The organism is Streptomyces griseiscabiei (assembly GCF_020010925.1).
Classification (GTDB): Bacteria; Actinomycetota; Actinomycetes; order Streptomycetales; family Streptomycetaceae; genus Streptomyces; species Streptomyces griseiscabiei.
Window position 1 is genome coordinate 3,143,315 of record NZ_JAGJBZ010000001.1, and the last position, 26,004, is coordinate 3,169,318.

At 72.3% G+C, this 26,004-nt stretch carries 23 protein-coding genes; 16 read left to right on the forward strand and 7 right to left on the reverse strand.

Going from position 1 to position 26,004, the window contains the following annotated elements; all coding sequences use genetic code 11:
- The first annotated feature begins 1 nt into the window (after position 1).
- From J8M51_RS13675 to J8M51_RS13685, 3 genes are read left to right on the forward strand one after another with little or no spacing between them, the layout of a single operon-like run.
- A complete protein-coding gene (locus J8M51_RS13675) occupies positions 2–1,711 on the forward strand; it encodes a tetratricopeptide repeat protein (protein WP_179203476.1) in 1,710 nt (569 codons plus the stop codon).
- On the forward strand, positions 1,711–3,489 hold the full coding sequence (locus J8M51_RS13680) for a HoxN/HupN/NixA family nickel/cobalt transporter (protein ID WP_398856319.1): 1,779 nt from the start codon (positions 1,711–1,713) through the stop codon (positions 3,487–3,489). The genes J8M51_RS13675 and J8M51_RS13680 overlap by 1 nt, the downstream gene beginning before the upstream one ends.
- A 48-nt stretch (positions 3,490–3,537) precedes the next feature.
- Positions 3,538–5,268 (forward strand): serine/threonine-protein kinase, encoded by a 1,731-nt coding sequence (locus tag J8M51_RS13685; protein WP_267299192.1) that lies wholly within the window; start codon positions 3,538–3,540, stop codon positions 5,266–5,268.
- On the opposite strand, the gene J8M51_RS13690 is transcribed toward J8M51_RS13685, so the two are convergent.
- Positions 5,252–6,058: an SGNH/GDSL hydrolase family protein gene (locus J8M51_RS13690; protein ID WP_086758165.1), complete on the reverse strand. Its 807-nt coding sequence runs from the start codon at positions 6,056–6,058 to the stop codon at positions 5,252–5,254. The genes J8M51_RS13685 and J8M51_RS13690 overlap by 17 nt on opposite strands.
- A gap of 315 nt (positions 6,059–6,373) precedes the next feature.
- On the opposite strand from J8M51_RS13690, the gene J8M51_RS13695 reads away from it, so the two are divergent.
- The 7 genes from J8M51_RS13695 to J8M51_RS13725 all read left to right on the forward strand — a co-directional run bounded on the left by J8M51_RS13695 (position 6,374) and on the right by J8M51_RS13725 (position 16,178).
- A complete protein-coding gene (locus tag J8M51_RS13695; RefSeq protein ID WP_086758167.1) occupies positions 6,374–7,579 on the forward strand; it encodes a S8 family peptidase in 1,206 nt (401 codons plus the stop codon).
- 235 nt (positions 7,580–7,814) lie between these two features.
- Positions 7,815–8,177, forward strand: coding sequence for a hypothetical protein (locus tag J8M51_RS13700; protein WP_398856025.1), 363 nt, complete (start codon positions 7,815–7,817; stop codon positions 8,175–8,177).
- 3 nt (positions 8,178–8,180) lie between these two features.
- Entirely contained in the window at positions 8,181–9,302 is a 1,122-nt protein-coding gene (locus tag J8M51_RS13705; protein ID WP_086758170.1) for a GNAT family N-acetyltransferase, read from the forward strand.
- Positions 9,303–9,654: 352 nt separating this feature from the next.
- On the forward strand, positions 9,655–10,458 hold the full coding sequence (locus J8M51_RS13710) for a glycosyltransferase family 2 protein (protein ID WP_086758172.1): 804 nt from the start codon (positions 9,655–9,657) through the stop codon (positions 10,456–10,458).
- Positions 10,455–11,471 (forward strand): glycosyltransferase family 2 protein, encoded by a 1,017-nt coding sequence (locus J8M51_RS13715; RefSeq protein WP_216589041.1) that lies wholly within the window; start codon positions 10,455–10,457, stop codon positions 11,469–11,471. Before J8M51_RS13710 ends, J8M51_RS13715 begins: the two co-directional genes overlap by 4 nt.
- On the forward strand, positions 11,468–12,310 hold the full coding sequence (locus J8M51_RS13720) for a polysaccharide deacetylase family protein (RefSeq protein ID WP_267299193.1): 843 nt from the start codon (positions 11,468–11,470) through the stop codon (positions 12,308–12,310). The genes J8M51_RS13715 and J8M51_RS13720 overlap by 4 nt, the downstream gene beginning before the upstream one ends.
- Positions 12,303–16,178 carry a lipopolysaccharide biosynthesis protein gene (locus tag J8M51_RS13725; protein WP_086751654.1) on the forward strand — a complete coding sequence of 1,292 codons (3,876 nt, stop codon included), beginning with the start codon at positions 12,303–12,305 and terminating at the stop codon, positions 16,176–16,178. Before J8M51_RS13720 ends, J8M51_RS13725 begins: the two co-directional genes overlap by 8 nt.
- Before the next feature lie 17 nt (positions 16,179–16,195).
- Here the strand turns inward: J8M51_RS13725 and J8M51_RS13730 are convergent, their stop codons facing one another.
- The gene (locus tag J8M51_RS13730) at positions 16,196–17,614 is read right to left on the reverse strand and encodes a GH39 family glycosyl hydrolase (protein WP_086751679.1); all 1,419 of its coding nucleotides are present in this window, start codon (positions 17,612–17,614) and stop codon (positions 16,196–16,198) included.
- A 202-nt stretch (positions 17,615–17,816) separates the two neighbouring features.
- On the opposite strand from J8M51_RS13730, the gene J8M51_RS13735 reads away from it, so the two are divergent.
- Entirely contained in the window at positions 17,817–18,911 is a 1,095-nt protein-coding gene (locus J8M51_RS13735; protein ID WP_086751656.1) for a DUF5925 domain-containing protein, read from the forward strand.
- Between the two features lie 18 nt (positions 18,912–18,929).
- Here the strand turns inward: J8M51_RS13735 and J8M51_RS13740 are convergent, their stop codons facing one another.
- Positions 18,930–19,298 (reverse strand): GntR family transcriptional regulator, encoded by a 369-nt coding sequence (locus J8M51_RS13740; protein ID WP_179202851.1) that lies wholly within the window; start codon positions 19,296–19,298, stop codon positions 18,930–18,932.
- 71 nt (positions 19,299–19,369) lie between these two features.
- Here J8M51_RS13740 and J8M51_RS13745 point away from each other — a divergent pair, with 71 nt between their 5' ends.
- Together J8M51_RS13745 and J8M51_RS13750 are read left to right on the forward strand one after the other, a co-directional pair.
- Positions 19,370–20,299 (forward strand): GNAT family N-acetyltransferase, encoded by a 930-nt coding sequence (locus tag J8M51_RS13745; RefSeq protein ID WP_179202852.1) that lies wholly within the window; start codon positions 19,370–19,372, stop codon positions 20,297–20,299.
- Positions 20,280–20,783, forward strand: a complete 504-nt coding sequence (locus tag J8M51_RS13750; protein WP_086751663.1) for a DUF402 domain-containing protein — start codon at positions 20,280–20,282, stop codon at positions 20,781–20,783. The genes J8M51_RS13745 and J8M51_RS13750 overlap by 20 nt, the downstream gene beginning before the upstream one ends.
- A gap of 4 nt (positions 20,784–20,787) precedes the next feature.
- On the opposite strand, the gene J8M51_RS13755 is transcribed toward J8M51_RS13750, so the two are convergent.
- On the reverse strand, positions 20,788–21,447 hold the full coding sequence (locus tag J8M51_RS13755; protein ID WP_086751665.1) for a class I SAM-dependent methyltransferase: 660 nt from the start codon (positions 21,445–21,447) through the stop codon (positions 20,788–20,790).
- Between the two features lie 137 nt (positions 21,448–21,584).
- Between J8M51_RS13755 and J8M51_RS13760 the strand changes: the two genes are divergently transcribed.
- Entirely contained in the window at positions 21,585–21,719 is a 135-nt protein-coding gene (locus J8M51_RS13760; protein ID WP_086751667.1) for a hypothetical protein, read from the forward strand.
- 125 nt (positions 21,720–21,844) lie between these two features.
- Here J8M51_RS13760 and J8M51_RS13765 read toward each other — a convergent pair whose 3' ends face one another.
- A complete protein-coding gene (locus J8M51_RS13765) occupies positions 21,845–22,615 on the reverse strand; it encodes a dienelactone hydrolase family protein (RefSeq protein ID WP_086751669.1) in 771 nt (256 codons plus the stop codon).
- A 236-nt stretch (positions 22,616–22,851) separates the two neighbouring features.
- On the opposite strand from J8M51_RS13765, the gene J8M51_RS13770 reads away from it, so the two are divergent.
- The gene (locus J8M51_RS13770) at positions 22,852–23,928 is read left to right on the forward strand and encodes a lytic polysaccharide monooxygenase auxiliary activity family 9 protein (protein WP_086751671.1); all 1,077 of its coding nucleotides are present in this window, start codon (positions 22,852–22,854) and stop codon (positions 23,926–23,928) included.
- Positions 23,929–24,002: 74 nt separating this feature from the next.
- On the opposite strand, the gene J8M51_RS13775 is transcribed toward J8M51_RS13770, so the two are convergent.
- Positions 24,003–24,872 (reverse strand): esterase/lipase family protein, encoded by an 870-nt coding sequence (locus J8M51_RS13775; RefSeq protein ID WP_086751673.1) that lies wholly within the window; start codon positions 24,870–24,872, stop codon positions 24,003–24,005.
- A gap of 173 nt (positions 24,873–25,045) precedes the next feature.
- Positions 25,046–25,492 (reverse strand): MarR family winged helix-turn-helix transcriptional regulator, encoded by a 447-nt coding sequence (locus J8M51_RS13780; protein WP_086751675.1) that lies wholly within the window; start codon positions 25,490–25,492, stop codon positions 25,046–25,048.
- 133 nt (positions 25,493–25,625) lie between these two features.
- Here J8M51_RS13780 and J8M51_RS13785 point away from each other — a divergent pair, with 133 nt between their 5' ends.
- Positions 25,626–26,000 (forward strand): cupin domain-containing protein, encoded by a 375-nt coding sequence (locus J8M51_RS13785; protein ID WP_086751681.1) that lies wholly within the window; start codon positions 25,626–25,628, stop codon positions 25,998–26,000.
- Positions 26,001–26,004: the final 4 nt, after the last annotated feature.

Consider the following 26,004-nt stretch of genomic DNA (forward strand, 5'->3'; position numbering starts at 1 on the left):
CATGTCCTCGGGTACGAACGACAGCGCGCCGCAGAACGGGCGTCCGCGTCCCGACGAGGGGACTCCCGAGACCGACGTCCCCGACCTCGCGGTCACCGGGTCGGACACCGGGTCCGCTGCCGAGACCGGCTCCGGTTCCGGAGCCGGCGCGTCCGGGCCGACGTCCGACGCGGTGGACAGCCCCGGGTCCGCGTCCGAAGCCCCCCGCACTTCCGGCCTCGGCCCCGAAGCCGGTGCCGGGGACGGCGCCGAAGCCGGAGGCGACGTCGTCGAGTCCGGTCTCGCGGCGAGGAGCGAGGCCGGACCGGAACCCGCTCCGGGAGCTGGGCACGGTACCGATGCCGGTGCCGGGCGCAGCCGTCGGCCCGCGCCCGAGTCGGCCCGGCGGCGGCTGGTGCGGGTCACCGCGTGCGCGGTGGCGCTGGCCGTCGCGTTCACCGGGTTCGCCGTGGCGCTCGGGGCCAAGGACGACGACCGGACGGTCGCCATGTCGTCCTCGCCGGGGGTCTCGGCGGCGCAGCTCGCCGGGGGCGACCTCGACACGGCGGTCGAGCGGTTGCAGACCCATCTCAAGGAACAGCCCAAGGACTTCGGCTCCTGGTCCACCCTCGGCCTCGCCTATGTGGAACAGGCCCGGGTGAAGGGCGACCCGTCCCGCTACCCGCAGGCCGAGAAGGCGCTGGAGCGCTCGCTGAAGCTGCGGCCGGACAACGACCCGGCGCTCGCCGGCCTCGCCGCGCTCGCCGCCGCCCGCCACGAGTTCGAGGACGCCCTGCGCTACGCGGACAAGGCGCTCAAGGAGAACCCGTACAGCGAGCGGGCGTTGTGCAGCCGCGTCGACGCGCTGGTCGAACTCGGCCGCTACGACGACGCGTTGAAGGCCGTGAAGCTCGCCGACACCCGCCGCCCCGGCATCCCCGTCTTCACCCGGTACGCCTATGTGTACGAGCTGCGCGGCGATGTGAAGACCGCCCGGCGCGTCCTGGAACGGGCCCTCGACTCGGCGGCCACCCGGGGCGACATCGCCTACGTGGCCACCCAGCTCGGCCAACTCGCCTGGAAGCAGGGCGACTACAAGACCTCGCTCGACCACTACGCCCGCGCCCTCGGCGCCGACGACACCTACCTCCCCGCCCTGGAGGGCCGCGCCCGCGCCCAGGCCGCGAGCGGCGACGGCGCGGAGGCGATCCGCGGCCTGGAGCAGGTCGTGTCCTCCTACCCGCTGCCCGGCCCCTTGGTCGTACTCGGCGAGCTGTACGAGGCGAAGGGCGACAAGACGCGGGCGGGCGACCAGTACGCACTGGTGGACGCCTACACCGCCATCGCCCGCGCCAACGGCGTCAACGCCGACCTCGACACCGCGCTCGCCGCCGCCGACCACGGCGACACCAAGGCCGCGCTGCGCGCCGCCGAGGCCGAGTGGAAGCGCCGGGAGACGGTCCACACGGCGGACGCCCTCGCCTGGGCCCTGCACGTCAACGGCCGCGACGACGAGGCCCTGCCGTACGCCCGCCGCGCCACCGCCACCGGGTACAAGGACGCCACGTTCCTGTACCACCGGGGGATGGTCGAGTACGCGGCCGGCGACAAGAAGGAGGCCCGTGCCTCCCTCAAGGCGGCGCTCGACCTCAACGCCGGCTTCTCGCCGCTCGGCGCGGCGCAGGCCCGGAAGACCCTCAAGGCACTGCAGGCTCAGGAGACCGCCAAGTGATCTCATCCCGGCGCGTGTTCGCCTCCGGCACGGCGGTCCTGGTGGCCGCCTGCGCGCTCGTCCTCGGCCCCGCCCAGGCCGCAAGCGCCCATCCGCTCGGCAACTTCACCGTCAACCGGTACGACGGCCTGGTCGCCGCCCCCGGAGAGCTGAGGATCTTCCATGTGGAGGACCTCGCGGAGATCCCGGCGACCCAGGCCGCGCCCGCCATCAAGCGGCAGGGCAAGGAGAGCTGGGCCGAAGCGCGGTGCGAGAAGGCCGCCGAGGGCAGTGAGGTCACCGTCGACGGGAGCGCCGTCGAGGTGGCGCTGAAGTCGAGCCGCGCCGAGGAACGGCCGGGCCAGGCGGGGCTGAAGACCCTGCGGGTGGAGTGCCGGCTGACGGCCGCGCTGCCGGACCGGGCCGCCGACGTGGGCTTCCACGCGGCCGTGGACTCCGGGCCCGGCTGGCGCGAGGTCACCGCGCGGGGCGACCGGACGACCCTGACCGGGTCGGATGTGCCGGAGGAGTCGGTCTCGAACCAACTCACCGAGTACCCGGCGGAGTTGCTGCAGTCGCCGGAGGACACGGCGAAGGCCTCCCTCCAGGTGGAGCCCGGTGGTCCCGCGCTGGCCGAGCAGGAGGGCGCGGCGCCGGGCGCCTCGATCCTGCCGCGCGGCGCGGACCGCTGGACCAGGGCCCTCGACGACCTGGTCTCCAGCCAGGACCTCACCCTCGGCTTCGGCGCCCTGGCCTTCGGGATCGCCATGTTCCTGGGCGCCATGCACGCGCTCGGCCCCGGCCACGGCAAGACCCTGATGGCCGCGACGGCCGCCGCGCGCGACCGGGCCCGGATGCGCGACGTCCTGCCCATGGCCGCGTCGGTGACGGTCACCCACACCCTGGGCGTCGTCGCCCTCGGCCTCCTCGTGCTGGCCGGTTCCGCCGCCGCCCCGTCCGTGATCACCTGGCTGGGCATCGCGAGCGGCCTGTTCGTGATGGGCGCGGGCGTCACCCTGGCCCGCCGCGCCTGGCTGAACCGCAAGCTGGCCCTCACCCACGCGACCGCGCACAAGCACGGGCACGGGCACACCCATGACCACGACCACGACCACGACCACGACCACGAAGAGGGTCATCACCACCACGACCACAGCCACGACCACAGCCACGGCGACGGGCACACCCACACGCACGAGCACACGCCCGAGCCCAGTCGCGAACTCGTCCTCGCCCAGGCCACCGCGCACACCCACGCGTCGGTCGCGACCCACACCCACGACCACAAGACGGCCGAATCCCACGACCACGACCACGACCACGACCACCCCCACGGGCACGGGCACGGGCACCACAGCCACGACCACGACGACGCCCCCGCCCAGAAGCGCTCCCTCTTCGGCGGCGGCGTCACGCACACCCACGGCGGCTTCACGCACACGCACCCCACCGCACCCACGCTGCGCGGCACGATCCTGCTCGGTTTCGCGGGCGGCATGGTGCCGAGCCCGTCGGCCGTGGTCGTGCTGGTCGGCGCGGCGGCGCTGGGCAAGGCGTGGTTCGGGCTGCTGCTCGTGCTGGCGTACGGCATCGGGCTGGCGCTCACGCTGACGGCGGCCGGGTACGCCGTGGTGAAGGCGGGCGGCTGGGTGACGCGGGTGATGGACCGGGGCGAGGGCCGGCTCGGCGGGCCGACGGCCGCGCTGGTGCGCAGGACCGTACCGCTGGCGTCGGCCCTGCTGGTCGTCGCGCTCGGGGCCGTACTGGTGGTCAGGGGGGCAACATCCGCACTCGTCTGAGCTACTTTGGGGAAGAATCACACGAAGTGCGGATACGAGTGACGGGGGATGGCCGTGTCCGAAGAACCCGGCGGTGAACGTGTGATCGCGGGCCGCTACCGGCTGCTGACCCCGCTGGGCGAGGGCGGCATGGGCACGGTGTGGCGGGCCCGTGACGAGGTGCTGCACCGCGAGGTCGCCGTCAAGGAGGTGCGGGCGCCGGGCGGGATCTCGGTGTCCGACGTCGAGCGGATGTACGCCCGGCTGGAGCGGGAGGCGTGGGCGGCGGCCCGGGTCGCCAACCGCAATGTCGTCACGGTGTACGACGTGGCCATGGAGGACGGCCGCCCGTGGATCGTGATGGAGCTGGTGCGCGGGCTGTCGCTGGCCGATCTCCTGGACGCCGAGGGCCCGTTGTCCCCGCAGCGCGCCGCGCACGTCGGTGCCGAGGTGCTCTCCGCGCTGCGTGCCGCGCACGAGGCGGGGGTGCTGCACCGGGATGTGAAACCGGCCAATGTGCTGTTGTCCAACGACGACCGGGTCGTCCTCACCGACTTCGGTATCGCCACGGTCGAGGGCAGTTCCGCGCTCACGATGACCGGCGAGGTGATCGGCTCTCCCGAGTTCCTGGCCCCGGAGCGCGCGCTCGGCCGGGCGTTCGGCCCCGAGTCGGACCTGTGGTCGCTCGGTGTGCTGCTGTACGCGGCGGTCGAGGGCAACTCTCCCTTCCGGCAGAACACCCCGCTGAGCACCCTGCGCGCGGTCGTGGACGAGGAGTTGCCGCCGCCGCACCGCGCCGGGCCGCTGGCCCCGGTGATCGAGGGGCTGCTGCGCAAGGATCCGGCCGAGCGGATCCCCGCCGAGCAGGCCGAGCGGGACCTGCGGATCATCGCCGCCGGTGGCACCCCGCACGCGGCCACCACGGGCCCGTACAGCCCCACGGTGGCGGCCTTCCCGGCCGCGGGCGGGAGGACGGACCCGGAACCGGACTTGAACCGGTACGGGCCGCCGACGCCGCCCCGGCCCACCCCTGCCGTCACCCACCCCTCTGCGGTGCCGGCCCGCGGGACCGGGCGCAACCGCCGGGCCCTGGTCTTCCTGGTCGCCGGTATCGCGGCGATCGCCTTCGCCATCGCGGGGCTGACGTACACCCTGGTCAACCGTGACGACGGTGGGAACGACGGCAACCCCACCAACGGCACGGGCACGGTGGGCGGTACGAGCGAGCGGACCGGTGACGGCGGTACGGGCGAGGAGCCGGGCGGCGAGGAGACGAGCGCCGACGAGGAGACGCCGTCCAGGACGCCCGACGAGGAGGAGCCGACCACGAAGGCGCCCGAGCAGTCGGTCGCGGTGACGGTGGAGGGCGCGAACACGGACTACTCCGGGGCCTGTCCGCCGGCGGAGGGCGAGGTGCCCACGTTCACCGCGACGTTCACCGTGGGCAGCGTCCCCGTGGACGTCGACTACCGGTGGGTGGCGAAGGACGGCGAGGTCGAGGACGAGGGCTGGAAGACCCTGTCGTTCGGGGCCGGAGGCGGGAAGACCAAGCAGGACCGGGTCGTCGTCTCGACGAACGGCAGCTACTCGGACGAGATCAGTGTCGAGGTCCGCGGGCCGGTGGAGGTGACGTCCAACTCCGTCGCGTTCTCGGTGACGTGCGAGACGGAGGCCCCGGCCACGGGCGGGACCTCCTCCTCCGACGACGGGGAGAACCTCGAGTACGACGACTCCGGCGCCGACTACGACGACGAGGCCGGAGCGCCGTACGGGACCGAGGCCGTCAGGCCGCGCTTCTGAACACCGGCAGATAGCCGCCCGACTGGCCCGCGGCCTTCGGGTGGTACGACTCGCCGACGTTGAGCAGGTTGAGGCTGTGCAGCCACGCGCTGCCCGAGCACAGTTCGTGCCCGGTGAACGCGGAGCGGACGTCGCCGAAGGTGAACCCGTGGTCGGCGGCGCGTTTGGCGATCGCGGTGTTCAGGTAGTCCGCCGCGTTGTTGATGGCGGACCGCTTGGCCTGGGAGAGGCCGGGGCAGACGCCGCCGAGCTGGTAGAAGCGGGGGTAGCCGAGCACCACCACATGGGCGGCGGGTGCCTTCGCGCTGATCGCCGAGTAGACCTGGTCGAGGCGGCCGGGGAGCGTGGAGTCGACGTACGCCTTCGCCGTGTTGATGCGGGAGACACAGGCGCTGTCGGACTGCAGGACGCAGGTGGTCATGACGTCGGCGAAGCCGGCGTCGTTGCCGCCGACGGAGACGGAGACCAGCCCCGTGCCCGCGCCGAGCGGCCCGAGTTGACTCGCCAGAACATCACCCGTTCGGGCGCCCGAGCAGGCCGTGAAGGCGAAGGACGAGGGGGCGTTGGCGGCCGCCCAGAGGTAGGGGTAGGCCTTCGTGCTGCGCTTGCAGTCGCCGCTGGAGGAGAGGTAGCTCCCCGCGCCGACCCCCGAGGAGTAGGAGTCGCCGAGCGCCACATAGCCGGTGGCGGCGGCCTGTTGGGACGCCTCGGCCGTCGCGGCCCCGGTGAGGGCGGCGCCGGCGGCGAGGAGGAGTGAGGTCATGTATGCCGCAAGTCGGGAACGTCTCATGGAACCTCCCTTTAGCAGGATCTCTGCCTCAACCGTCGTAGCAACTACACGTGTTGATCGGAAGTGTTCATGTCAATACTTTCCCGTCCGCAAGGGGTCGTACCCACCGCGTTCTCCTCGCGTTCGATTTCGGGTGTGTGACAGAAACATGACAACACCTCAACTCTCTTGAGCCGCACCGGCGGATCACCGAGTCTGCTTACAGCCGTGAGCGGAACGCGACGTTCCCGGTCGTGTGTGCGATCTCGCACGCACCCCCCACAGACGCGCGCCCCACCCATGGCGTGCGCCGCCTATGAGGAGGAACACCTCGTAATGGCACACCTGCGTATCAAGAACATCCGGCTCGCCACTGTCACCACCCTGGCGACCGCCGCCCTGCTCGGCGGCCTCACCGCACTCCCCGCCCAGGCCGCCCCGGCCGAGGGCAAGGTGCTCGCGGCCGACTCCCCCACCGCGATCAAGGACAGCTACATCGTCACGCTCAAGAAGAGCGCGGGCCTCAAGGCCGCGTCGAGCGCGGGCAAGGACCTGGTCGAGGAGTACGGCGGCTCGGTGAAGCGGACCTTCAGGACCGCGCTCAACGGCTACTCGGCCGAGCTGTCCGCCACCGAGGCGAAGAGACTGGCGGCCGACCCGGCGGTCGCCTCCGTGGAGCAGAACCAGATCTTCACGGCCGACGCCACCCAGACCAACGCCCCCTGGGGTCTGGACCGCTCCGACCAGGCGTCGCTGCCCCTCTCCGGCACCTACACCTACCCGGACAGCGCGGGCGGCGGGGTCACCGCGTACGTCATCGACACCGGCGTACGCATCTCGCACGCGCAGTTCGGCGGCCGGGCGGTCAACGGCTACGACGCCGTCGACGGGGACACCGTGGCCCAGGACGGCAACGGCCACGGCACGCACGTCGCCTCCACCATCGCGGGCTCGACCTACGGCATCGCCAAGTCGGCGAGGATCGTGGCCGTGCGCGTGCTCAACAACGCCGGCTCGGGCACCACGGCCGGGGTCGTCGCGGGCATCGACTGGGTGACCGCGAACCACAGCGGCCCCTCCGTCGCCAACATGTCCCTCGGCGGCGGTGCCTCCACCGCGCTCGACACGGCCGTGGCCAACTCCATAGCCAGCGGGGTCACCTACGCGGTCGCGGCCGGCAACAGCAACGCCAACGCCTCCTCGTACTCCCCGGCCCGTGTCGCCTCGGCGATCACGGTCGGCGCCACCACCAACACGGACGCGCGGGCGAGCTACTCCAACTACGGTTCGATCCTGGACATCTTCGCCCCGGGCTCGTCGATCACGGCCGGCTGGTACACCAGCGACACCGCGACCAACACCATCTCGGGCACCTCGATGGCCACCCCGCACGTCGCGGGCGCGGCCGCGGTCTACCTGGCCGGCCACACCTCGGCCACCCCGGCCCAGGTCGCCACGGCCCTGACCGGCGGTGCCGTCACCGGCAAGGTCACCGGCCCCGGCACCGGCTCCCCGAACCGTCTGCTGCAGATCGTCCCGTGACACCGGACGGCCGCCCGACCGTCCGACTGTGAACGGAGGTTTCCCTGGAGGCGCGGGTCGCCTCCAGGGAAGCTTTTTATGAGGCGGCGCATTCCTTTGCCGTCGCATTACGAAAAGGGCCGCCGTCATGTTCCGCGTCTTGACTCCCCCGCGCCCGCTGAGCGACATTGAAGCCCGGCATCCGGCGCTTCAGGGGGCAAAGTCGCCAATGCAGACCTTGGGTATCAAGCCATCTTTGTCAGGCGGTGGCGGGCCACTGCTGGCGGGTGTGGCCGCGGCCGTGGCGGGGGTCGGCGCGGCGCTCGCGTTCGCCGGCTCGGACTCGGTGCTGCGCGGCCCGTTCACCCTGTTCTTCCTCCTCGTGGCGCCAGGGGCCGCCATCGGTGCCGTACTGCGCGGACTGGAGCCGTTCGGCCGGATCGTGACGTCCCTCGCGGGCGCGGTCGCGGTGAACCTCCTCGTCGCCCAGGGCATGATCGCCACCCACTCGTGGTCGATGACCGGTGGGATCACGGCCGTGACCGTGATCAGTTCGCTCGTCCTCCTGCCGAGTCTGGTACGGCTCATGCGCGGCCGTACGGAGAGAAGACGGACCTGAGACGTGGACATCAGTGTGTACCGCCCCGGCGAACTGACCGCCGCCGACCGGGCGGCCTGGACCGCTTTGCAGTCGAAGGCCCATCTCCATGGCGCGCCGGAGCTGGCGAACCCGTTCCTGTCCCCGGAGTTCGCGCTCGCGGTGGGCCGCTGCCGGCGCGGGGTGCGGATCGCGGTCGTCCGGGAGGGCGGCGAACCGGCGGCCTTCTTCCCGTACCAGAGAACCCCGGTCGGGGTGGGCAGAGCCATAGGTCTCGGCCTCTCCGACTGCCAGGGCGTGGTCCACCGTCCCGGATTCACCTGGGACGCCCAGGAGCTGCTGCGGGCCTGCGGGCTCGCGGTGTGGGAGTTCGACCATCTCGCGGAGGGCCAGACCCCGTTCGGCGCGCACATCACCGACAGCTTCCCGTCGCCCGTCATGGACCTGGAGCAGGGCTACGAGGCCTATCTCGGCCAATTGCGCGCCCGCTCACCGAAGTTCGTCCGCTCGACGTTCGCCAAGGAGCGCAGGCTCGGCCGCGCGGTGAGCGAGGTGCGCTATGTGCACGACGAACGCGACCCGGCGGCCCTGCGCACGCTGATGGCCTGGAAGTCGGCGCAGTACCGCAGGACGGGTCGCAGCGACCGCTTCGCGCACCCGTGGATCACCCGGCTGGTGCACCGGCTCTTCCACACCCGCTCCGAATCCTTCGCTGGCCAGCTGTCCGTGCTGTACGCGGACGGAAAGCCGGCCGCGGCTCATTTCGGGCTGCGCTCCGAGCGGGTGCTGACATGCTGGTTCCCGGCGTACGACCCGGCGTTCGCGCGGTTCTCGCCGGGCCTGCTGCTGCATCTGCACATGGCCGAGGAGGGCGCCGCCGACGGCATCGCCTACCTGGATCTGGGCCGGGGGCAGAAGCAGTACAAGGATTCCCTGAAGACCCGGGAGATCTCCGTGTCGGAGGGGTGGGTCACCCGGCGTCATCCGGTGGCCCTCGGTCACCGGGCCCGTCGGGCACCGGTCCGGGCGCTGCGCAATGTGGTGCTGGCGCGACCGGAGTTGTTCGAACCGGCGGACCGACTGCTGAAGCGGTTGGGAAGTATCCGGTCGGGAGGTCAGGTAACGGACACATCAACAAAAACGTGAGGCCTCGTAGTAGGTCTTGCCATACGGGTTCAACCATCAATACCGTCTTACATCGTTGTACATCAACCCGCATCGGTCCGTCAGCACATGCTCCTAGGGGAGGGCTCAAGGGGCGCGGCGGTCCCGGCGCGGGGCGCGGTAGGGGGGTGCCGTGCTCGGTGACCGCATCGTTTACCGAGTCGTGCCGCGCGACCGACTGCCGAGTCGCGACAGTCGGCCGGCTTTGCCAGCTCACCCGGCGTGCACGGAGATCGACTTCGCCATGCCGTGAGTGAGAACCCCCCTTTCGAACCGGACAACATGCCGAACCACCCAGGGGCGGGTGGTTCACCGGACGAGAGGGACCAGACTCATGAGCTCAGTTCTGCGCCCGGCCATACCCGAACCGGTCACCTACCGGCCGATCACCGATCACCTGGCCATCGCGCCACCGGTGAGTGTGGTGATACCGGCCATGAACGAGGCGGAGAATCTTCCGTACGTCTTCAAGACGCTGCCGGGCTGGATCCACGAAGTGGTCCTGGTCGACGGCAACTCCACCGACGACACCGTCGGGGTGGCCCGGGAACTGTGGCCGGACGTCAAGGTCGTCCCGCAGCAGGGCAAGGGCAAGGGGGACGCCCTGATCACCGGCTTCGAGGCCTGCACCGGTGACATCATCGTGATGGTCGACGCGGACGGCTCGGCCGACGGGCACGAGATCGTCTCCTACGTCTCCGCGCTCGTCTCGGGCGCCGACTTCGCCAAGGGCTCCCGCTTCGCCAACGGCGGCGGCACCGACGACATGACCCTGATCCGCAAGCTCGGCAACTGGGCGCTGTGCACCACCGTGAACCGCAAGTTCGGCGCCCGCTACACCGACCTGTGCTACGGCTACAACGCGTTCTGGCGGCACTGCCTGGACAAGATCGACCTCGACTGCACCGGCTTCGAGGTGGAGACCCTGATGAACATCCGGGTCGTCAAGGCGGGCCTGAAGGTGCAGGAGATCCCGAGCCACGAGTATCTGCGCATCCACGGCGCGAGCAATCTGCGGGCCGTCCGCGACGGACTGCGGGTGCTGAGGGTGATCCTGAAGGAGCGCTCCAACCGGCGTGCGCTGCGCCGCCGTTCGCACGCCACGACGCTCACCGCCGGCCGGGGAGAGTCGTCTTGAGCGAGCCGGCCGTCTCGGTCGTGGTCTGTGTGTACACCGAGGACCGCTGGGAGGACATCCTCGCGGCGGTCGCCTCGGTGCGCGCCCAGTCCCGGCCGGCCCTGGAGACGCTTGTGGTGGTGGACCACAACCAGGCCCTGCTGGAGCGTCTCACCGGGGAGTACAAAGAGGTCGACGAGGTGCGGGTGCTCGCCAACGCGGGCCCCCGCGGGCTGTCCGCCGGCCGCAACACGGGCATCGCCGCGTCGTACGGGGAGATCATCGCCTTCCTCGACGACGACGCGGTCGCCGAGCGCGACTGGCTGCGCTGGTTCGCCGAGGGGTACACCGATCCCCGGGTGATGGCCGTCGGCGGCCGTACGGTGCCCGTGTGGGCGTCCGGCCGCCGCCCGGTCTGGTTCCCCGAGGAGTTCGACTGGGTGGTGGGCTGCGCGTACAAGGGCCTGCCGGGCGGGGTCGCCGAGGTCCGCAACGTCCTCGGCGGCAACGCCTCGTTCCGCCGCGCCGCCTTCGACGCGGCCGGGGGCTTCGCCACCGGCATCGGCCGGGACGGGAACCGGCGCCCGCTGGGCGGCGAGGAGACGGAGCTGTGCATCCGGCTCTCCCGGGCCCGGCCGGACGCGGTGCTGCTGCTCGACGACCGGGCGGTCATCCACCACCGGGTGCCCGGCGCACGGGAGCGCTTCGCGTACTTCCGCACCCGCACCTACGCCGAGGGCCTGTCGAAGGCGCTGGTGGCCCGGAGCGTCGGCGCGGGCAAGGGGCTGGAGTCGGAACGCCGGTACACCACGCGGGTGCTGCCCGCCGGGGTGGCGCGCGGGCTGCGGGACGCGCTGCTCGGCCGCGCGGGGGGCGCGGGACGTGCGGGCGCGATCGTCACGGGGGTGGCGGCGGCGGCCGGGGGGTACGTTGTCGGGAGCGTCCGGGCCCGCAGGGGCGAGGTCACGTTCTCGGTGGGCGAGATCCCGGGCGGCGGTGCGGGCGGCAAGGGGGGCGAGGGGGGCTCGTCATGACGGACACGACCGAGGCGGCGGGGGCGACCGGGACTCCGGGGGCGGCACCGGGAGCCGTACCGATCCTGATGTACCACGCGGTGTCCACCGCGCCGAACGACGCCACCAGAGAGCTGTCGGTGTCCCCGGAGGCCTTCGCGGAGCAGATGGCGCTCGTCGACGACCTGGGGTACACCCCGGTCGACACGGCGGCCCTGGCGGCGGGCTGGCGGCTCGGCCGCCCGCTCCCGGCCCGGCCCGTCCTGGTCACCTTCGACGACGGCTACGCGGGCGTGCACCGGCACGCCCTTCCCGTCCTCGTCAAACACGGCTTCGCGGCCTCCCTGTTCGTCACCACCGGCTGGATCGAGGGGCCGTACGACAACGGCGAGGCCCTCGACGCCATGCTCGACTGGGACCAGGTCCGCGAACTCGCCGACAACGGGGTGGAGATCGGCGGGCACAGCCACACCCATCCGCAGCTCGACATGCTCGACGACGACCGGCTCCGCTTCGAGCTGCGGCGCTGCCGGCAGGTCGTCGCCGACGAACTGGGCACCCGGCCCGTCTCCTTCGCCTACCCGTACGGCTACTCCAGCCGCCGGGTGCGCGTGGCGGTCCGGGAGACGGGGTTCGCCCAGTCGCTGGCGGTCGGCAACGCGCTGGCCCGGCGGGCGCAGGGCCCGTACGCGCTGCGGCGGGTGACCGTACGGCGCTCCACCGGGCTCGCCGAGTTCGAACAGCTCATCGAGGGCCGCGCGATCGCCCGCAACTTCGCCCGGGACCGTGCCCTGACCAAGGGGTACGCCATGGTCCGAAGAGCACGACAGGTCCGGAAGGCCATCCGCTCCCGTGTCTGACACGACCACCACCACGGCACACCAGGCCGAGGACACCACGACCGAGGAGACCGGGCGCAGGCCCGGCTCCGGCCGCAGGCTGCGGCTGCCCGGACTGGGCCGGGGAGCGGGGGGCGACCAGCTGTTCCGCAACGCCTACGCCCTGATGCTGAACACCGGTATCTCGGCCGTGCTGGGACTCGGCTTCTGGCTGGCCGCCGCCCGGTACTACACCGAGGCGTCGGTCGGGCAGGGCTCCGCCGCGATCGCCGCGATGAAGCTCCTCGCCGGGCTCACCGCGCTGACGCTGACGGGGGCGCTGGCCCGGTTCATCCCGGTCGCGGGCCGGGACACCGGCCGGCTGATCTTCCGTACGTACGCGGGCAGCGCGGTGGTCGTGGCGCTCGCGGCGGGGCTGTTCCTGCTGACGCTGGGGCTGTGGGGGTCGTCGTACAGCTTTCTGCACGATCCGCTCTACGCCGTGTTCTTCGTGCTCGCGGTGGTCGCCTGGTCGACGCTGACGCTCCAGGACGGGGTGCTCACCGGGCTGCGCAGCGCGGTGTGGGTGCCGGTCGGCAACACCGTCTTCTCGGCGGTGAAGCTGGTGCTGCTGGTGGTGTTCGCCGCCGCGGTCCCGACCATGGGCGTCTTCGTGTCCTGGGTCGCGGCGATCGCGATGTCCGTGCTGCCGCTGGGCTGGCTGGTGTTCCGGCGGCTGATCCCGGCCCATGCGAAGGCCACCGCGGACCACGCGCGTCCCCCGTCGCTCAGGGAGATCGGCCGCTTCCTCGCCGGCGACTACACGGGGTCCCTCTTCTCGCTGGCCGTGGTCTATCTGGTGCCGGTGATCGTGGCCGCCCAGGTCAGCTCCGCCGACAACGCGTACTTCTACATCACCACCACCATCGGCGGCACGGTCAATCTGCTCGCCATCAACATGGGCGCCTCGCTGACCGTCGAGGGCGCGCACGATCCGGCCCGCCTCGCGGCCAACACCCGGGCCGCGCTGAAGCGGATGGCCAGGATCATGCTCCCGGTCTGCGGGGTGCTGTTCTTCGGGGCGCCCTGGATCCTGGCCGTCTTCGGGCAGGGCTACGCGGACGCGGCGACCCCGCTGCTGCGCTGGTTCGCGGTCGGCGCGCTGCTGCGGGTCGTGATGGAGACGTACTTCGCGGTGCTGCGCGCGCAGAGCCGTACCGCCGGACTCGCCTGGCTGCAGGGCCTGTTGTGCGCCCTGGTCCTCGGTCTGACGCTGGTGCTGCTCCCCCGGATGGGCCTGACCGGCGCGGGCGTCGCCGAGATCTCCAGCCTCGCGGTGATCGTGCTGATCGCCGCGCCCCGGCTGTACCGCGTCCTGCGCACGGCCGGGCCCGCCGAGGTGCCCCCCGGCACGGCACCGGACGGCGACCTCGCCGACCTGGGCCGGGTGGCCGCGGCCGCGCAGCGGCAGAGCGGAGCCTGGACCCGGCGCCTGGACTCCGACACCCTCGCGCTCGGCATCCATGTCGACTTCGACCATCTGGAACGCCGCCCGGACGTCCGGCCCGGCCCCGGCACCCCGCCCACCGGGACCGCCGCCCTGCGCAAGGACCACCGGCCGGCCTGGGCCCAGGACCGGCCGACCCGTCCGCTCACCGCGCTGCCTTCGGTGGGCCTGCCGGTGGAGGACCGCGAGCCCGGCTCGGAGTCCTCGCTGGGCCCGGCGGAGGTCCCGGAGGTGGACGCGCCGTTCGAGAAGGAGACACCCTCGACATCCCCGGCCCCGGAGGCGCCGTCCCCCGTGTCGTCCGTCCCGCAGGCGCCGTCCGCCGTGCCGTCCGCCCCGGAGCCGCCGCAGGCGCCCCGGGTGCCCCTGCGTGAACGGCTGCTGCCGCACCCCACGGTCACCGGTGTGGTCCTCGGCCTCCTGCTGACGGCCGCGCTGCTGCTCTACTGGGTGCCCGCGCTGGCGCTGGACGACGCCGATCTGGACCGGATGGGCGGGCTCGGTCTGATCTCCGTGCTGCCCGTGCCGACCCTGGCCGGGGCGGCGCTGCTGGCCGTGGTGTTCGCCGCGCTGCTGTGGCCGGCCCGTGAACACCGCGGACTGCTGCTGATCACGCTGCTGGCCACCGTGTTCTCGCTGCACGCGCTCCCGGCCGTGATCGAGACCGAGCCCCGCTTCGCCACCGCCTGGCAGCATCTGGGCTTCATCGACTACATCGACCGCACCGGCACGGCCGTACCCGACCTGGACGCCCGCTGGAGCTGGCCCGGCTTCTTCGCGGCGGCCGCGTTCGTCGCCGAGGCCTGCGGGATCACCGACTTCACCGAGATCATCCGCTGGTGGCCGACGGCGATCCAACTCCTCTACCTGGCCCCGATGTTCCTCCTCGCCCGCCATATGCGGGCGAGCTGGCGCGCCAAGTGGACCGGCGTCTGGGTCTTCGTCCTCAGCGGCTGGGTGGGCCAGGACTACTTCTCCCCGCAGGGCTTCACCTACCTCCTCTACCTGGTCTTCGTCGCGATCCTGCTGGTCTGGTTCCGGGCCCCGCACATGCTGTGGGGCAAGGTGCGCCCCGGCGAGGCGGAGGTGGAACCGTCGGACCGCCGCCAGCGCGCGGTCCTGCTGACGGTCCTGATCGCCCTGTACGCGGCGACGGTCCCGGCCCACCAGCTGACCCCGTTCGTGATGCTGGGCGTCCTCGCGGTCCTCGTCCTGACCGGCCGCTCCGAACTGCGGGGCCTGCCCATCCTGTTCGCCGTGATGGTCGCCGTCTGGCTGGGCTATCTCGCCGAGCCGTACTGGTCGGGCCACTTCGACGAACTCTTCGGCGGGGTCGGCGGCGTCGGCGGCAATGTGACGTCCTCGGTCTCCGGCCGGATCGGCGAGGGCAGTTCGACGCACAAGCTCGTCCTCTACGCGCGCGTGGCCCTCGCCGGCACGGTCATGCTCGCGGCCTGCTACGGCTTCTGGCGCCGCCGTGGGAACAGGTACCGCGAACGCTCCCTGCTCGTCCTGACCTTCGTCCCGTTCCTGGGCTTCGGCATGCAGTCGTACGGCGGCGAGATGGCCCTGCGGGTCTTCATGTTCGCGCTGCCCGGCGCCGCGCTGCTGGCCGGGCTCGCCCTGTTCCCGCGCACCGGCGTCACCACCGAGGAACGCGACAAGGACCGGGTGAGCCTCGCCCCGCTGGCCGCCCTGGTCGCGGGCCTCCTCCTCATCGGCGGTTTCCTGGTCGCCCGCTGGGGCAACGAGCCCTTCGAGCGCGTCCGGCCGGGCGAGGTCGCCGCCATGGAGTACGTCTACGCCCACGACGACCCGACGGTTCGGCTGCTCTGGCTCAGCGACGACCCGGTGAACAACGTGACGCCCGCGATGCCGTGGGGCGCGCGGGACATGGAGAAGGTCGAGTACGTGCCGACGCTCGCACCGAGCGATCCGGTGCTGGTGTCCGGGGTGGTCAAGGCGCTGAAGGACGCGGGCGCCAACTCCTTCCTGATCATCAACCGCAGTCAGGTCGTCAACCTGCAGATGGACGCCGGCTACTCCAGGAACTGGGAGTCCCGGCTCGTCCGGAACCTCGACAAGCGCGCCGACCTCGAACAGGTCTTCTCCAACACCGACGCCACGATCTTCGCCCTGCGCGACCAGCCGGGCAGGGCCCCGGCACCCGACCCCGGCCCGATCGGCCCGCAGGTCACCTGGACGCCCTGGTCGGTGGTGGGCGGCCTGGCCGCGATCGCCCTGATCGTCCTGCTGAGCGTCCGCGAGATCGTACGGGTGGCGGTCCGCCCGAGCGTCCGCCAACTCCGCTGGCTGCAGAGCAGTTTCTGGTTCAGCCTGCCGCTGCTGGCCCTGCTGCTGGCGTCACTGGTGCAGCGCTTCGTGACGATGGGCTCGGGGTGACGGGCCCGCGGTGAGGGTCACCGCTTCAGCCACTTCACCTCGTACGCGGCCATGTCGAACTTCCGGCCGTCGATGTCGGCGCTGATCTTCCGGTCGAGGGTGTTGACGACGAGCACGGCCTCGTCGTCGGCCAGCACGCGCACGTTCGGCCTGTCGTCGGCGGCGACGGACACGGTTTCGTACGACGTCCCCGGCGGGAACTCCTCGCCGAACCGGGACAGCAGCCCGTACATGGGCAGCTCCCGTCCGCCGTCCCGCTTGTCGGTCGGGGTCCACAGGCACCCGGGGCACTCCCCGCTCTTCTCCTCCGGGTTCCAGTAGAACCCGGAGGTGGCGCCCCCCTTGGCCATGGCCATCAGCCCGGAGGCCTGGACGGCGACCCGCCGGTTCTCGGACCAGCCGTGCCGGTTGTCGTCGCCGTCGGCCGGCTCGACGTAGTACTCGGCCCACCACAGCGGCAGATCACCGGTCCGCTCCCGCACCCATTGGCTGACGGCCGTGAACTTGTCGGTGGCCGCGAACTCGTCGGGGATCAGCTCGTCGTCCTTGCTGTAACTGGACCCGTCGACCACCACGAAGTCCGCGCCGGCCTTGTTCTCGTCCCAGTAGTCGAAGGCGTCCAGCACCCGCTGGTCGATGGCGCCCCAGTCGCCCTTCAGCGACGTGGACGCGTCCTGCTTCTGCCGTGGGTCGAGGCTGTCCATCACCAGGTAGGGCCCGCCGACCATGATGTCCTCGTCGACCTTCTTCAGGGCCTTGTAGACGAGGTTGTACAGCTCGGTGTACCCCTCGTAGTCCCAGCGGGCCTCCGCGTTGTTCCAGAAGCCCTTGAACTCGTTCCAGACGATGAAGTGCCGTACGTCCGGGTACCGCTTGGCGACGGTCGCGGCGAGGGCGGCGTAGTCCGCGAAGTGTTCGGGCTCGGGCGCGGTCTCCAGGGCGGACTGGCTCCAGTCGGTCCGGTCCGCGCCCGCTCTGCCGCCCTTCATCCAGTCGGGCGCGCAGCACAGGGTGACCACGGGCGTGCCGCCGGTGGCACGGACGAAGTCGATGCGCCGGTCCATCTCCTCGAAGTCGTAACGCCCCTTCACCGGCTCGGGGTTGCCCGCGCCCCAGCCCATGATGTGCTGGAGCTGCGGCAGGGGCCGCTCACCGAGCCGCTTCTCGACGCGCTCGACGGCCAAGTCGCTGCCCTCGTCCGCGCTGTACTGGGTGTGGGTGAAGCCCCAGCCCACGTCGGGTCCGGTGTCCCCGGCGGGGGTGGCGGGCGTGCCGTGCACCTTGTCGCCGTCGGGCGAGGTGCCGGCGGTGCTGCCGCCGCTCCCGGGCAGGGTGCTGAGCAGGGTCACGACGATGGCCAGAACGGCCGCCCCCACGCCCGCGAGCGCGGTGAGCCGCCACCGCCGGTCCCCCGAATTCCACCCATGACGTCCCATCATGGGCAACAGTAACCGCGCGGACGGGTGGTGGGGGAGGTTCCGCCGGTGAACTCCCGGGCAATCGGAGCCACCGTGCGGCCGGGGCGCGCGGTCCCCGGCCGAACCGCCCGGCGCACGACGGAACAGCCCAAGGGGGACACAACCGGCGCACTACGGAAAGCGGATGCACGGGGAGCCTTCGGTGACGGATCATGGCGGCATGTCTGCCAACCCACACGACGCACTGCCGATCCGGCTCAACGTCGACGACAGCGACTCACCGTCCGATGTCGTCGACGCGCTGTTCCTCGGCCGTTTCGCGACGGGCGAGCAGCCGCACGCGCACGCGGCCAACATCGACCGGGTACGGTCCGGGGCCACCCTGCTCCCGCCGGGCGCCCGGGTGCTGCGCTCCGCGCGCGACGACGACCGCAGCGCGACCCTCGCCGAGGGCGACGGCTGGACCGTGCTGATCTCCCGCTGGAACCGCGGCGCCGACGTCACGGTCACCGCGACCAGCGCCGAGCTGGCGGAGAAGGTGCTCGGCCAGGCCACCGACGGCGCGGCCGACGAGCCCGAGCCGCAGCCGGAGAACGTGACCATGGGCTTCTGGTACGTCTCGCCGCGCCGGGGCCCGCACCGCACGACCCGGCAGATCTCGGCGGGCACCTGGGAGGAGGTCCGGCCGAACTACACGGCGCCGGTGGCGGACGCCATGGACCGGCTGATGAAGACGACCCCGGAGGACATCGCGGGCCGCCTCCTGCTGCTGCACGGCCCGCCCGGCACGGGCAAGACGTCCGCGCTGCGCACACTGGCGCGTTCCTGGCGGGACTGGTGCCAGGTCGACTGCGTCCTGGACCCCGAGCGGCTCTTCTCCGACGTCGGCTATCTCATGGACATCGCCATCGGTGAGGACGACTCCACGGGCAAGGGCCGCTGGCGGCTGCTCCTGCTGGAGGACTGCGACGAACTGATCCGCGGCGAGGCCAAGCACACGGCGGGCCAGGCGCTCTCCCGGCTGCTGAACCTCACGGACGGGCTGCTCGGCCAGGGCCGCAACGTCCTGGTGGGCGTCACCACCAACGAGGACCTGGAGCGGCTGCACCCCGCCGTGGTCCGCCCCGGCCGCTGCCTCGCCCGGATCGAGGTGGGCGCCCTGACCCGCGCCGAGGCGGTCGCCTGGCTGGGCACGGACGAGGGCGTGGGACGCGAGGGCGCGACCCTGGCCGAGCTGTACGCCCTGCGCCGCGGCACGTCCCCGACGTCGGTGCCGGAGCCGAGGGGCGGCGCGGACGCGGGCCTGTACCTGTAGCCGGGCCCGCCCCACCGCCTACTGCGCGTACGCGGCCCGCAGGGCGTCCCGGGCCGCCGCCAGCGCCTGCGCCTCGCTCAGCCCGAGACGGCGCACCCGCTCCGCGTACGCCCCCGCCGCGGCCGCCGCCTCCCGCTCCGCGGCGGAGCCGGCGGCCGCCACGAACGTCCCGTTGCGCCCCCGGGTCTCGATCACCCCGTCCGTCTCCAGCGCGCGGTACGCCTTGGCGACGGTGTTGGCCGCGAGGCCGAGCTGCTCGGCGAGCCCCCGTACCGTCGGCAGCCGGTACCCCACGGGCAGTGCGCCGGAGCGGGCCTGTTCCGAGATCTGGGCGCGCACCTGCTCGTAGGGCGCGCTCCCGTCCACGATGCGAATCTTCAAGGTCACGCGGCGATTGTCCCGTACCCGAGGGAAATTCGGAGGCAGCCCACCGTGCGCCCCGCGTACCGTGCGCACCCATGACATTGATCGTGCGCGACCTCCGCGCCGCCGATCGCGCCGACGCCGAGGCCTTCGCCGAGGTACGGCGCCGGGCCCTGCCCTTCCTGGTCGGCACCGCCGAGTCCGTGCTCCACGACGCCGCCCACGCGCGTCCCGAGGCCCACCATGGGCAGCTGGTCGCCGAGGTGGACGGCGAGGTGATCGGCACCGCGCAGCTGGGCATCGCCGACGACAGCCCCGTACCGGGCCAGGGCTGCCTGAACGTGTACGTGCACCCGGAGCACACGCACCGGGGCGCCGGCGGTCTGCTGGTGCGCGCCGCCGAGGAGCGGCTGACGACGGCGGGGGCGAGGCGGCTGCTGGCGTGGGTGCTCGACACCCCGGAGAACCGCGCGTTCGCCGAGCGGCGCGGCTACACCGCCGGCCGCACCGCGCACTTCCTCCGCCTGGACCTGGCCCACGGCGCGCTGCCCCCGCCGCGGACCCCGCCCCCGGGCGTGGAACTGCGGACGGCCGCCGACTTCGCCGACGATCCGCGCCCCTTGTTCGACCTGGACGCGGAGGCCTCGGCGGACGAACCGGGCGACCTCGACGCGGAGTTCGACGACTACGAGCTGTGGCTCGGGCAGACCTACCGGCACCCCCTGCTGGACCACGTCCTGAGCACGGTGGTCGTGGTGGACGGCACGCCCGCCGCGTTCACCGCGGTCCGTACGGACGACCGGGACCGCTACTTCACCGGGATGACGGGCACCGCCCGCGCCTTCCGGGGCCGGGGTCTGGCCAAGCTCGCCAAGAACGACTCCCTGCACCGCGCCCGCGCCGCCGGCCGCACGGAGGCGTTCACGGGCAACGACGCCGGCAACGAGCCGATGCTCGCGGTCAACACATGGTTCGGATACGAGATCTGCGCGACGGAGGTGCGGTATGTCCGGGAACTCGGCTGAGCCGGTGGTGGAGTTGGACGTCGTCCTGCATAAGGCGGGCCGTACGAAGATCCGTTACCCGGCGCGGCTGCTGAGCGACGACGGCACCCGGATCACGGTCCACGCCGCCTGGGCGACCGACGGCGTACGGGACTTCGGCTTCGTACGGTTCGGGCCCGGTGACGTCTTCACCGAGTACTACTGGCGCGACCGGTGGTACGCCGTGAAGGAGGTCCGGGACGCCCGGGGCACGCTGAAGGGCTGGTACTGCGACATCACCAGGCCCGCCACGCTCTCCGGCGGGGAACTCGTCGTCGAGGACCTCGACCTGGACCTGTGGCGCTCCGCCGACGGCAGGACCGTACTGCGGCTGGACGAGGACGAGTTCGAGGAGAGCGGGCTCGCGGCGAGAGATCCGGAGGCCGCGGCGGCGGCCGTCGCCGCCCTCGACGAACTGGAGGTGCTCGCCACCGTGGAGGGCGGCCTGGAGTCACTGCTGGCGTAGCCGGTCAGAGCCGCGCCACCACCGCGTACCGCTCGTCCTCGACCTCCCTCCCCCACAGCGCGGAGTCGCCCGTCAGCGGCACCACCTCCGCGTCGGACACCAGCGGTGCGAGCAGCCCGTACAGCCGCTCGGCGGGTATGCCCACCGGGCCGACCGTGCCCCACACCCCCTCGACCAGCACGAGCCGCCCCCCGGGCCGCAGCAGTCCGCACCAGCGGCGCAGGACGCGGCCCGGGTCGGGCAGGGTCCACAGCACATGGCGGACGAGGATCACGTCGAACCGCTCCTCCCCCACGGGCGGGGCCGCCGCGTCGCCGACGAGGAACACGGCGGGGTGCCCGGCGAGTTTGGCGCGGGCGAGGGCGACCATGGCCGCGGAGGTGTCGATCCCGGTCACCCGGTGCCCCTGCTCGGTCGCGAGGAGTGACAGGCTGCCGGTGCCGCAGCCCAGGTCGAGGACGTCGCGGGCGCGGTCCGGCAGCCAGTCCCGCAGCCGGGCCGCCCAGGCCGCCCGGACCGCGGGTTCTCGCAGGCCATGATCGGGTTCGTCGTCGAAGGAAGGGGCTTCCGCGTCCCAGTCGACGGGCTCCGGTGAGTCATCTGCCGCCGGTTTATTCGGTGTTCGAAGGGCTCGGGAGGTTTCGCCGTCGTCGATGTTGGTCATGCCGCCAGAGTGACACCTGCCACTGACAGTCCCGATGGTGACAGCCGCCACTGACAGAGCACGAACGATGAGTAACGCTCCCGGAACGGGTCTACCTCCGTGAAAACGCGGAACCCGGTAGACGCAAGGAGGCAGCCATGCGCCGTACGACCGTGCAGAAGCCCCTGAGGAAGTCCACGTCCCGCCGGGTGCGGGACGAGGCCGACGAACGCCCCGTCGAGCGCCGGGAAGTGCGAAAGGACATCGCGCGCACCTGGTGGCCGGACGGCTGAGCACTCGCGCCCCGGTCCGGGAGCACGCGCGCGTGGCACAGGAAACCGAATGACCCGCAGTCCCGCAGCCGTCCGCCCCGCCGCCCCGATCCGGGCGTCGGGGCGGACGGCCGCTTCGTCCGGCGTCAGGCGCCGGGCCGCGTCAGGGTGCGGTCCAGCAGATCCAGCAGCGCGGTCCAGTGGCGCTGCGTCGCCCCGGCGTCGTACGCGGCGGTGTCGGACTGGGTGTAGCCGTGCGAGGCGCCCGTGTAGACCTCGGTGCGGTGGCGGACCCCCGCCTCGGTGAGCGCCTTGTCGAGCAGGTCGATCTGTTCCGGCGGCAGGGACGGGTCCCCGTCGGCGTGCCCGAGGTACACCTCGCCGGTGATCCGGGCCGCCTCCAGGTGCGGGCTGTCCGGGTCGTCGGTGGCCAGGCGCCCGCCGTGGAAGCCGGCCACGGCGGCGACCCGCTCCGGGAAGGCACCGGCGGTGTACAGGGCCAGCCGGGCGCCCATGCAGTACCCGGTGATCCCGACCGGCCCGGCGGCGGCCCGCGGACTGTCGGCCAGCCACCGCAGATACGCCGCCGCGTCCCGCCGCGCGAGATCCGGCGTCAGCGTCAGCATGACCGGCAGGATCTGGTCCCACAGCTGCGGACGCGCGGCCGGGTCGATGAACTCGGGCAGGTCGAACACCGGGGTCCGGCCCGACCGGTGGAAGACGTTCGGCACGAGGACGGTGTACCCGGCACCGGCCAGCCGGTCGGCCATCGCCCGCAGATGCGGTCGCAGCCCGAACGCGTCCATGTAGAACAGGACCGCGGGATGCGCGCCGTCGTCGTCGGGGTGGACGAGGTAGGCGTCGGCGGTGCCGTCCTCGGTGGTGATGTCCACGGTCGTGCCGCGTACGGCGGTCATGCGCGGGTTCCCTTCTCTGCGACGGACTCGGACGGCACCCAGTCTCACGTACCGAGGTAAGAGCCGATCCTCCGGTCCCGTTCTGCGGGGGCGGCTTCTCAACGGGCGTTCCTCAGCCCTCGGTTAGCCCATCCTTAACGCCACCATAAGGATCGCGCGCACCCGCCCTCAGCAGGCGATTCCACGGTTTCTTGGGGCTAGCTTGCTGATCGACCCCGTCCCGAGGAGTGCCCGCCATGCCCGCTGCCCGCCGCAAGGCCACCGCGTCCGCCACCGCACGGGCCGTCGGCGCGGTCGGGGCGGTCACCGCCGTGCCCCTCGCCCTGACCGCGCTCGCCGCCGGGCCGGCCGCGGCGCACGGTTCGATGGGCGACCCGGTGAGCCGGGTGGCGCAGTGCTACGCGGAGGGCCCCGAGAGCCCTCGGTCGGCGGCCTGCGCGGCGGCGGTCGCGGCCGGCGGCACCCAGGCGCTCTACGACTGGAACGGCGTTCGGATCGGCGAGGCGGCCGGCCGCCACCGGGAGCTGATCCCGGACGGCGAGCTGTGCAGCGCGGGCAACGAGGCGTTCAAGGGCCTCGACCTGGCCCGCGCCGACTGGCCGGCGACGAGCGTGCGCGCCGGGTCGGCCACCTTCGGATACCGGGTGACGGCCCCGCACAAGGGCACCTTCGTGGTGTACGTCACCAAGCCCGGCCACGACCCGTCCCGGCCGCTCGCCTGGGACGACCTGGACCTCGCGCACCCGGTGGCGAAGGCCGTCGACCCGGCCGCGTCGGGCGGCTTCTACACGTTCTCCGGCACCCTCCCGCAGCGCTCCGGCAAGCATGTGCTGTACGCGGTGTGGCAGCGCTCGGACAGCCCGGAGGCGTTCTACTCCTGCTCGGACGTCTCCTTCGGCGGCGGCGGTACGGGCGGCAGCGCCGGCGGCGCCTCCGCGCCCTCCGAGGAGCAGATCGAGGACGGCGCCGACGAGTCGACCGTCGAGCACGGCGGCCACGGCGACGACGACGCGAGCACGACGACGGACCCGGCGCCGAACTCCTCGACGACCCCGAAGGCATCGGGGAAGCCGGCGGTGAAGGAGGCCGCCGGCCCGTCACCGACCGCGAAGTCGACGGCCGACGGACCGGCCTCGGGGGACGGGCTCGCGGAGCCCGCCGGTGGCAAGGAGGGCCTCGCCGACACGGGCGGCGACGCCGGGACCGCGTATCTGGCCCTCGGTGGCGCGGCCGTCCTGGCGGCCGGCTCCTCCCTCCTCTTCACCGCGGCCCGCCGCCGTTCGACGGCCGGCGGCCGGCAGCCCGGCCGCTGACCGGGACCGGGGACTTCCGGGGCCTGTCGGGCGGCTCAGGCCGGACAGGCCCCGGCGGAACGTGTCGGCACGTGTCAGCCGACGGCCGAGAGACAGGTCGTCGGGGTGGCGTGGGCCGGGTCGAGGGCGTTGGTGACCTCATGGAAGGCGACGCGGTCGAGGAGTCCGATCGCCGCGTGCTCGGAGAGGTCGAGCGCGCAGAGGTCCTGGATGACGATGTTGCGCACGTTCGGTCCGCTGAGGAACTGGGACCGGTAGGGGGTGACCACCTCGTCGTACTTGGTCGCGAGGACCGTGTACGTGACGCCGGGGACGGTGTCGCCGCCCGCGTTGAGCTTGGTCAGGAAGGGGGAGCCGGCCACCTGGTCGGCGAGGGCCGGGGTGGCGCTGGACAGCAGGTCGCCGGCGCCGGGGAAGTACCGGAGGAGCCCGGTGAGGCCGTTCAGGGTGGTGCCGTGGTTGGAGGGGGCGATACCGACGAGGGCGTTCACCTCCGCGGCTCCGCCGAGGAACTTGAGGTAGTAGCGGGGCATCATGCCGCCCTGCGAGTGACCGACCAGGTCGGCCTCGGCGGCGCCGGTCGAGGCGAGCACCCGGTCGACGAAGGCGTCGAGCTGTTCCGCCGACTTCTCGATGGGGCCGAGCCCGTTGAAGAAGGCCACGCCGGGGAGTTGGCCGTAGTCGAGGGAGTAGACGCAGTAGCCCCGGTTCACGAGGTACGGCGCGAGGCCCAGCCAGTTGTCGACGGAGTTGGCGAACGTCCCGTGGACGAGGACGACGGGGCGGGGGTGGGCGGCGGAGGGTTTGCAGGAGTAGTCGTTCCAGCCACGGGAGGTCGTGGCGGCCGTGTCGGCGGCCTCGGCGGCGGTGGCGGGGACGACGGTCGCCGCGGCGGCCAGGCACAGGGCGGCCAGCGGTCTGATCAGGCGCTTCCAGGGCAGCATCGGGTGATCTCCTTGCGGCTCAAGGGACGTGCGACGACGTTCGCCCTGTGATCCGGATCACGAGGATGCTGTTCTAATTCGCCAAGTTACGGGCGAGTAGAAAAAGTGGGAAGTTACGCGTCAGTAAAAACTTCAAGTGAAGGTCGGGAAGACTGACACGTGACGCCGAATCATCACCAGGCGGGTCTGATCGGACCGTACGGCGCGATCCGCGCCAGACGATCGCGCAACGCCCGCACCTCACCCTCCCCGCCGAGCGATTCGGCCCATTCCGCGACGACCCCGGCCGCCACCTCCTCCGCCGCCCGGGCACAGGCCCACCCCCGCCCGGTCAGCACGACCAGACGCGCCCGGGCGTCGACGGGGTGCGGCAGCCGCTCGACATACCCCTTGCGCACCAGCTCGTCGACGAGCTGACTGGCCGCCTGCTTGGTCACCCCGAGATGGGCGGCGAGGTCGGTGACCGTCGCCCCGTCCGGGGCGAGCCGGGCGAACGCGAAGCCGTACGAGGGGCGCGCCTCGAAGCCGCGGGCGGCGACCCCCTCGTCGATACGGCGCGTCAGATCGCCGGCGGCGGCGAGCAGGGCGGCGGTCAGGGCCAGGGCTTCGGAGTTCTGCACGCCTGCATTGAAACACCCTTGACGGATTGGTCAAGCAGCTTGACCATATGGAGAGATGGTCAAGCAGCTTGACCATCGAGGAGAACCCCGAGCCCCCATGAACCCAATGAACCCCTACCCCCAGGAGGCCCGCATGCCTGTCGTCCGTCCGTCCGAAGCCGTCACCCACGAGATCCACGGCGCCCGTTTCGTCTCGTACGCCACCCCGCGCACCGGCAGCCGGGAACTGGCCGCCTGGCGGGGCGAGATCCCGCCGGGGACCAAGGCGCCCGCGCACACCGTCACCAGGGAGGAGATCCTGCATCTGCTCAGCGGCGAGCTCACGGTCACGCTGGACGGCCGCACCGAACGGGTCACCGCCGGTGACACCCTGATCGTCAACGCGGGGGCCACCCTCACCGTCGAGAACCCGGCGGCGGAGACCGCCGTCACCTGGGTCACCACCTCCCTGGGCCTGGAGGCGGAGCTGGCCGACGGCACCCGGATCGTGCCCCCGTGGGCCAACTGACCAC

Bases quoted from the DNA above. Each gene is read 5' to 3' on its own strand.
- J8M51_RS13695 (WP_086758167.1), top strand. From the start codon at position 6,374: ATGGCACACCTGCGTATCAAGAACATCCGGCTCGCCACTGTCACCACC.
- J8M51_RS13765 (WP_086751669.1), bottom strand. From the start codon at position 22,615: ATGACCGCCGTACGCGGCACGACCGTGGACATCACCACCGAGGACGGC.
- J8M51_RS13775 (WP_086751673.1), bottom strand. From the start codon at position 24,872: ATGCTGCCCTGGAAGCGCCTGATCAGACCGCTGGCCGCCCTGTGCCTG.
- J8M51_RS13785 (WP_086751681.1), top strand. From the start codon at position 25,626: ATGCCTGTCGTCCGTCCGTCCGAAGCCGTCACCCACGAGATCCACGGC.
- J8M51_RS13770 (WP_086751671.1), top strand. From the start codon at position 22,852: ATGCCCGCTGCCCGCCGCAAGGCCACCGCGTCCGCCACCGCACGGGCC.
- J8M51_RS13760 (WP_086751667.1), top strand. From the start codon at position 21,585: ATGCGCCGTACGACCGTGCAGAAGCCCCTGAGGAAGTCCACGTCCCGC.
- J8M51_RS13690 (WP_086758165.1), bottom strand. From the start codon at position 6,058: ATGAGACGTTCCCGACTTGCGGCATACATGACCTCACTCCTCCTCGCC.
- J8M51_RS13720 (WP_267299193.1), top strand. From the start codon at position 11,468: ATGACGGACACGACCGAGGCGGCGGGGGCGACCGGGACTCCGGGGGCG.
- J8M51_RS13755 (WP_086751665.1), bottom strand. From the start codon at position 21,447: ATGACCAACATCGACGACGGCGAAACCTCCCGAGCCCTTCGAACACCG.
- J8M51_RS13745 (WP_179202852.1), top strand. From the start codon at position 19,370: ATGACATTGATCGTGCGCGACCTCCGCGCCGCCGATCGCGCCGACGCC.
- J8M51_RS13730 (WP_086751679.1), bottom strand. From the start codon at position 17,614: ATGGGACGTCATGGGTGGAATTCGGGGGACCGGCGGTGGCGGCTCACC.
- J8M51_RS13685 (WP_267299192.1), top strand. From the start codon at position 3,538: ATGGCCGTGTCCGAAGAACCCGGCGGTGAACGTGTGATCGCGGGCCGC.
- J8M51_RS13710 (WP_086758172.1), top strand. From the start codon at position 9,655: ATGAGCTCAGTTCTGCGCCCGGCCATACCCGAACCGGTCACCTACCGG.
- J8M51_RS13675 (WP_179203476.1), top strand. From the start codon at position 2: ATGTCCTCGGGTACGAACGACAGCGCGCCGCAGAACGGGCGTCCGCGT.
- J8M51_RS13735 (WP_086751656.1), top strand. From the start codon at position 17,817: ATGTCTGCCAACCCACACGACGCACTGCCGATCCGGCTCAACGTCGAC.
- J8M51_RS13750 (WP_086751663.1), top strand. From the start codon at position 20,280: ATGTCCGGGAACTCGGCTGAGCCGGTGGTGGAGTTGGACGTCGTCCTG.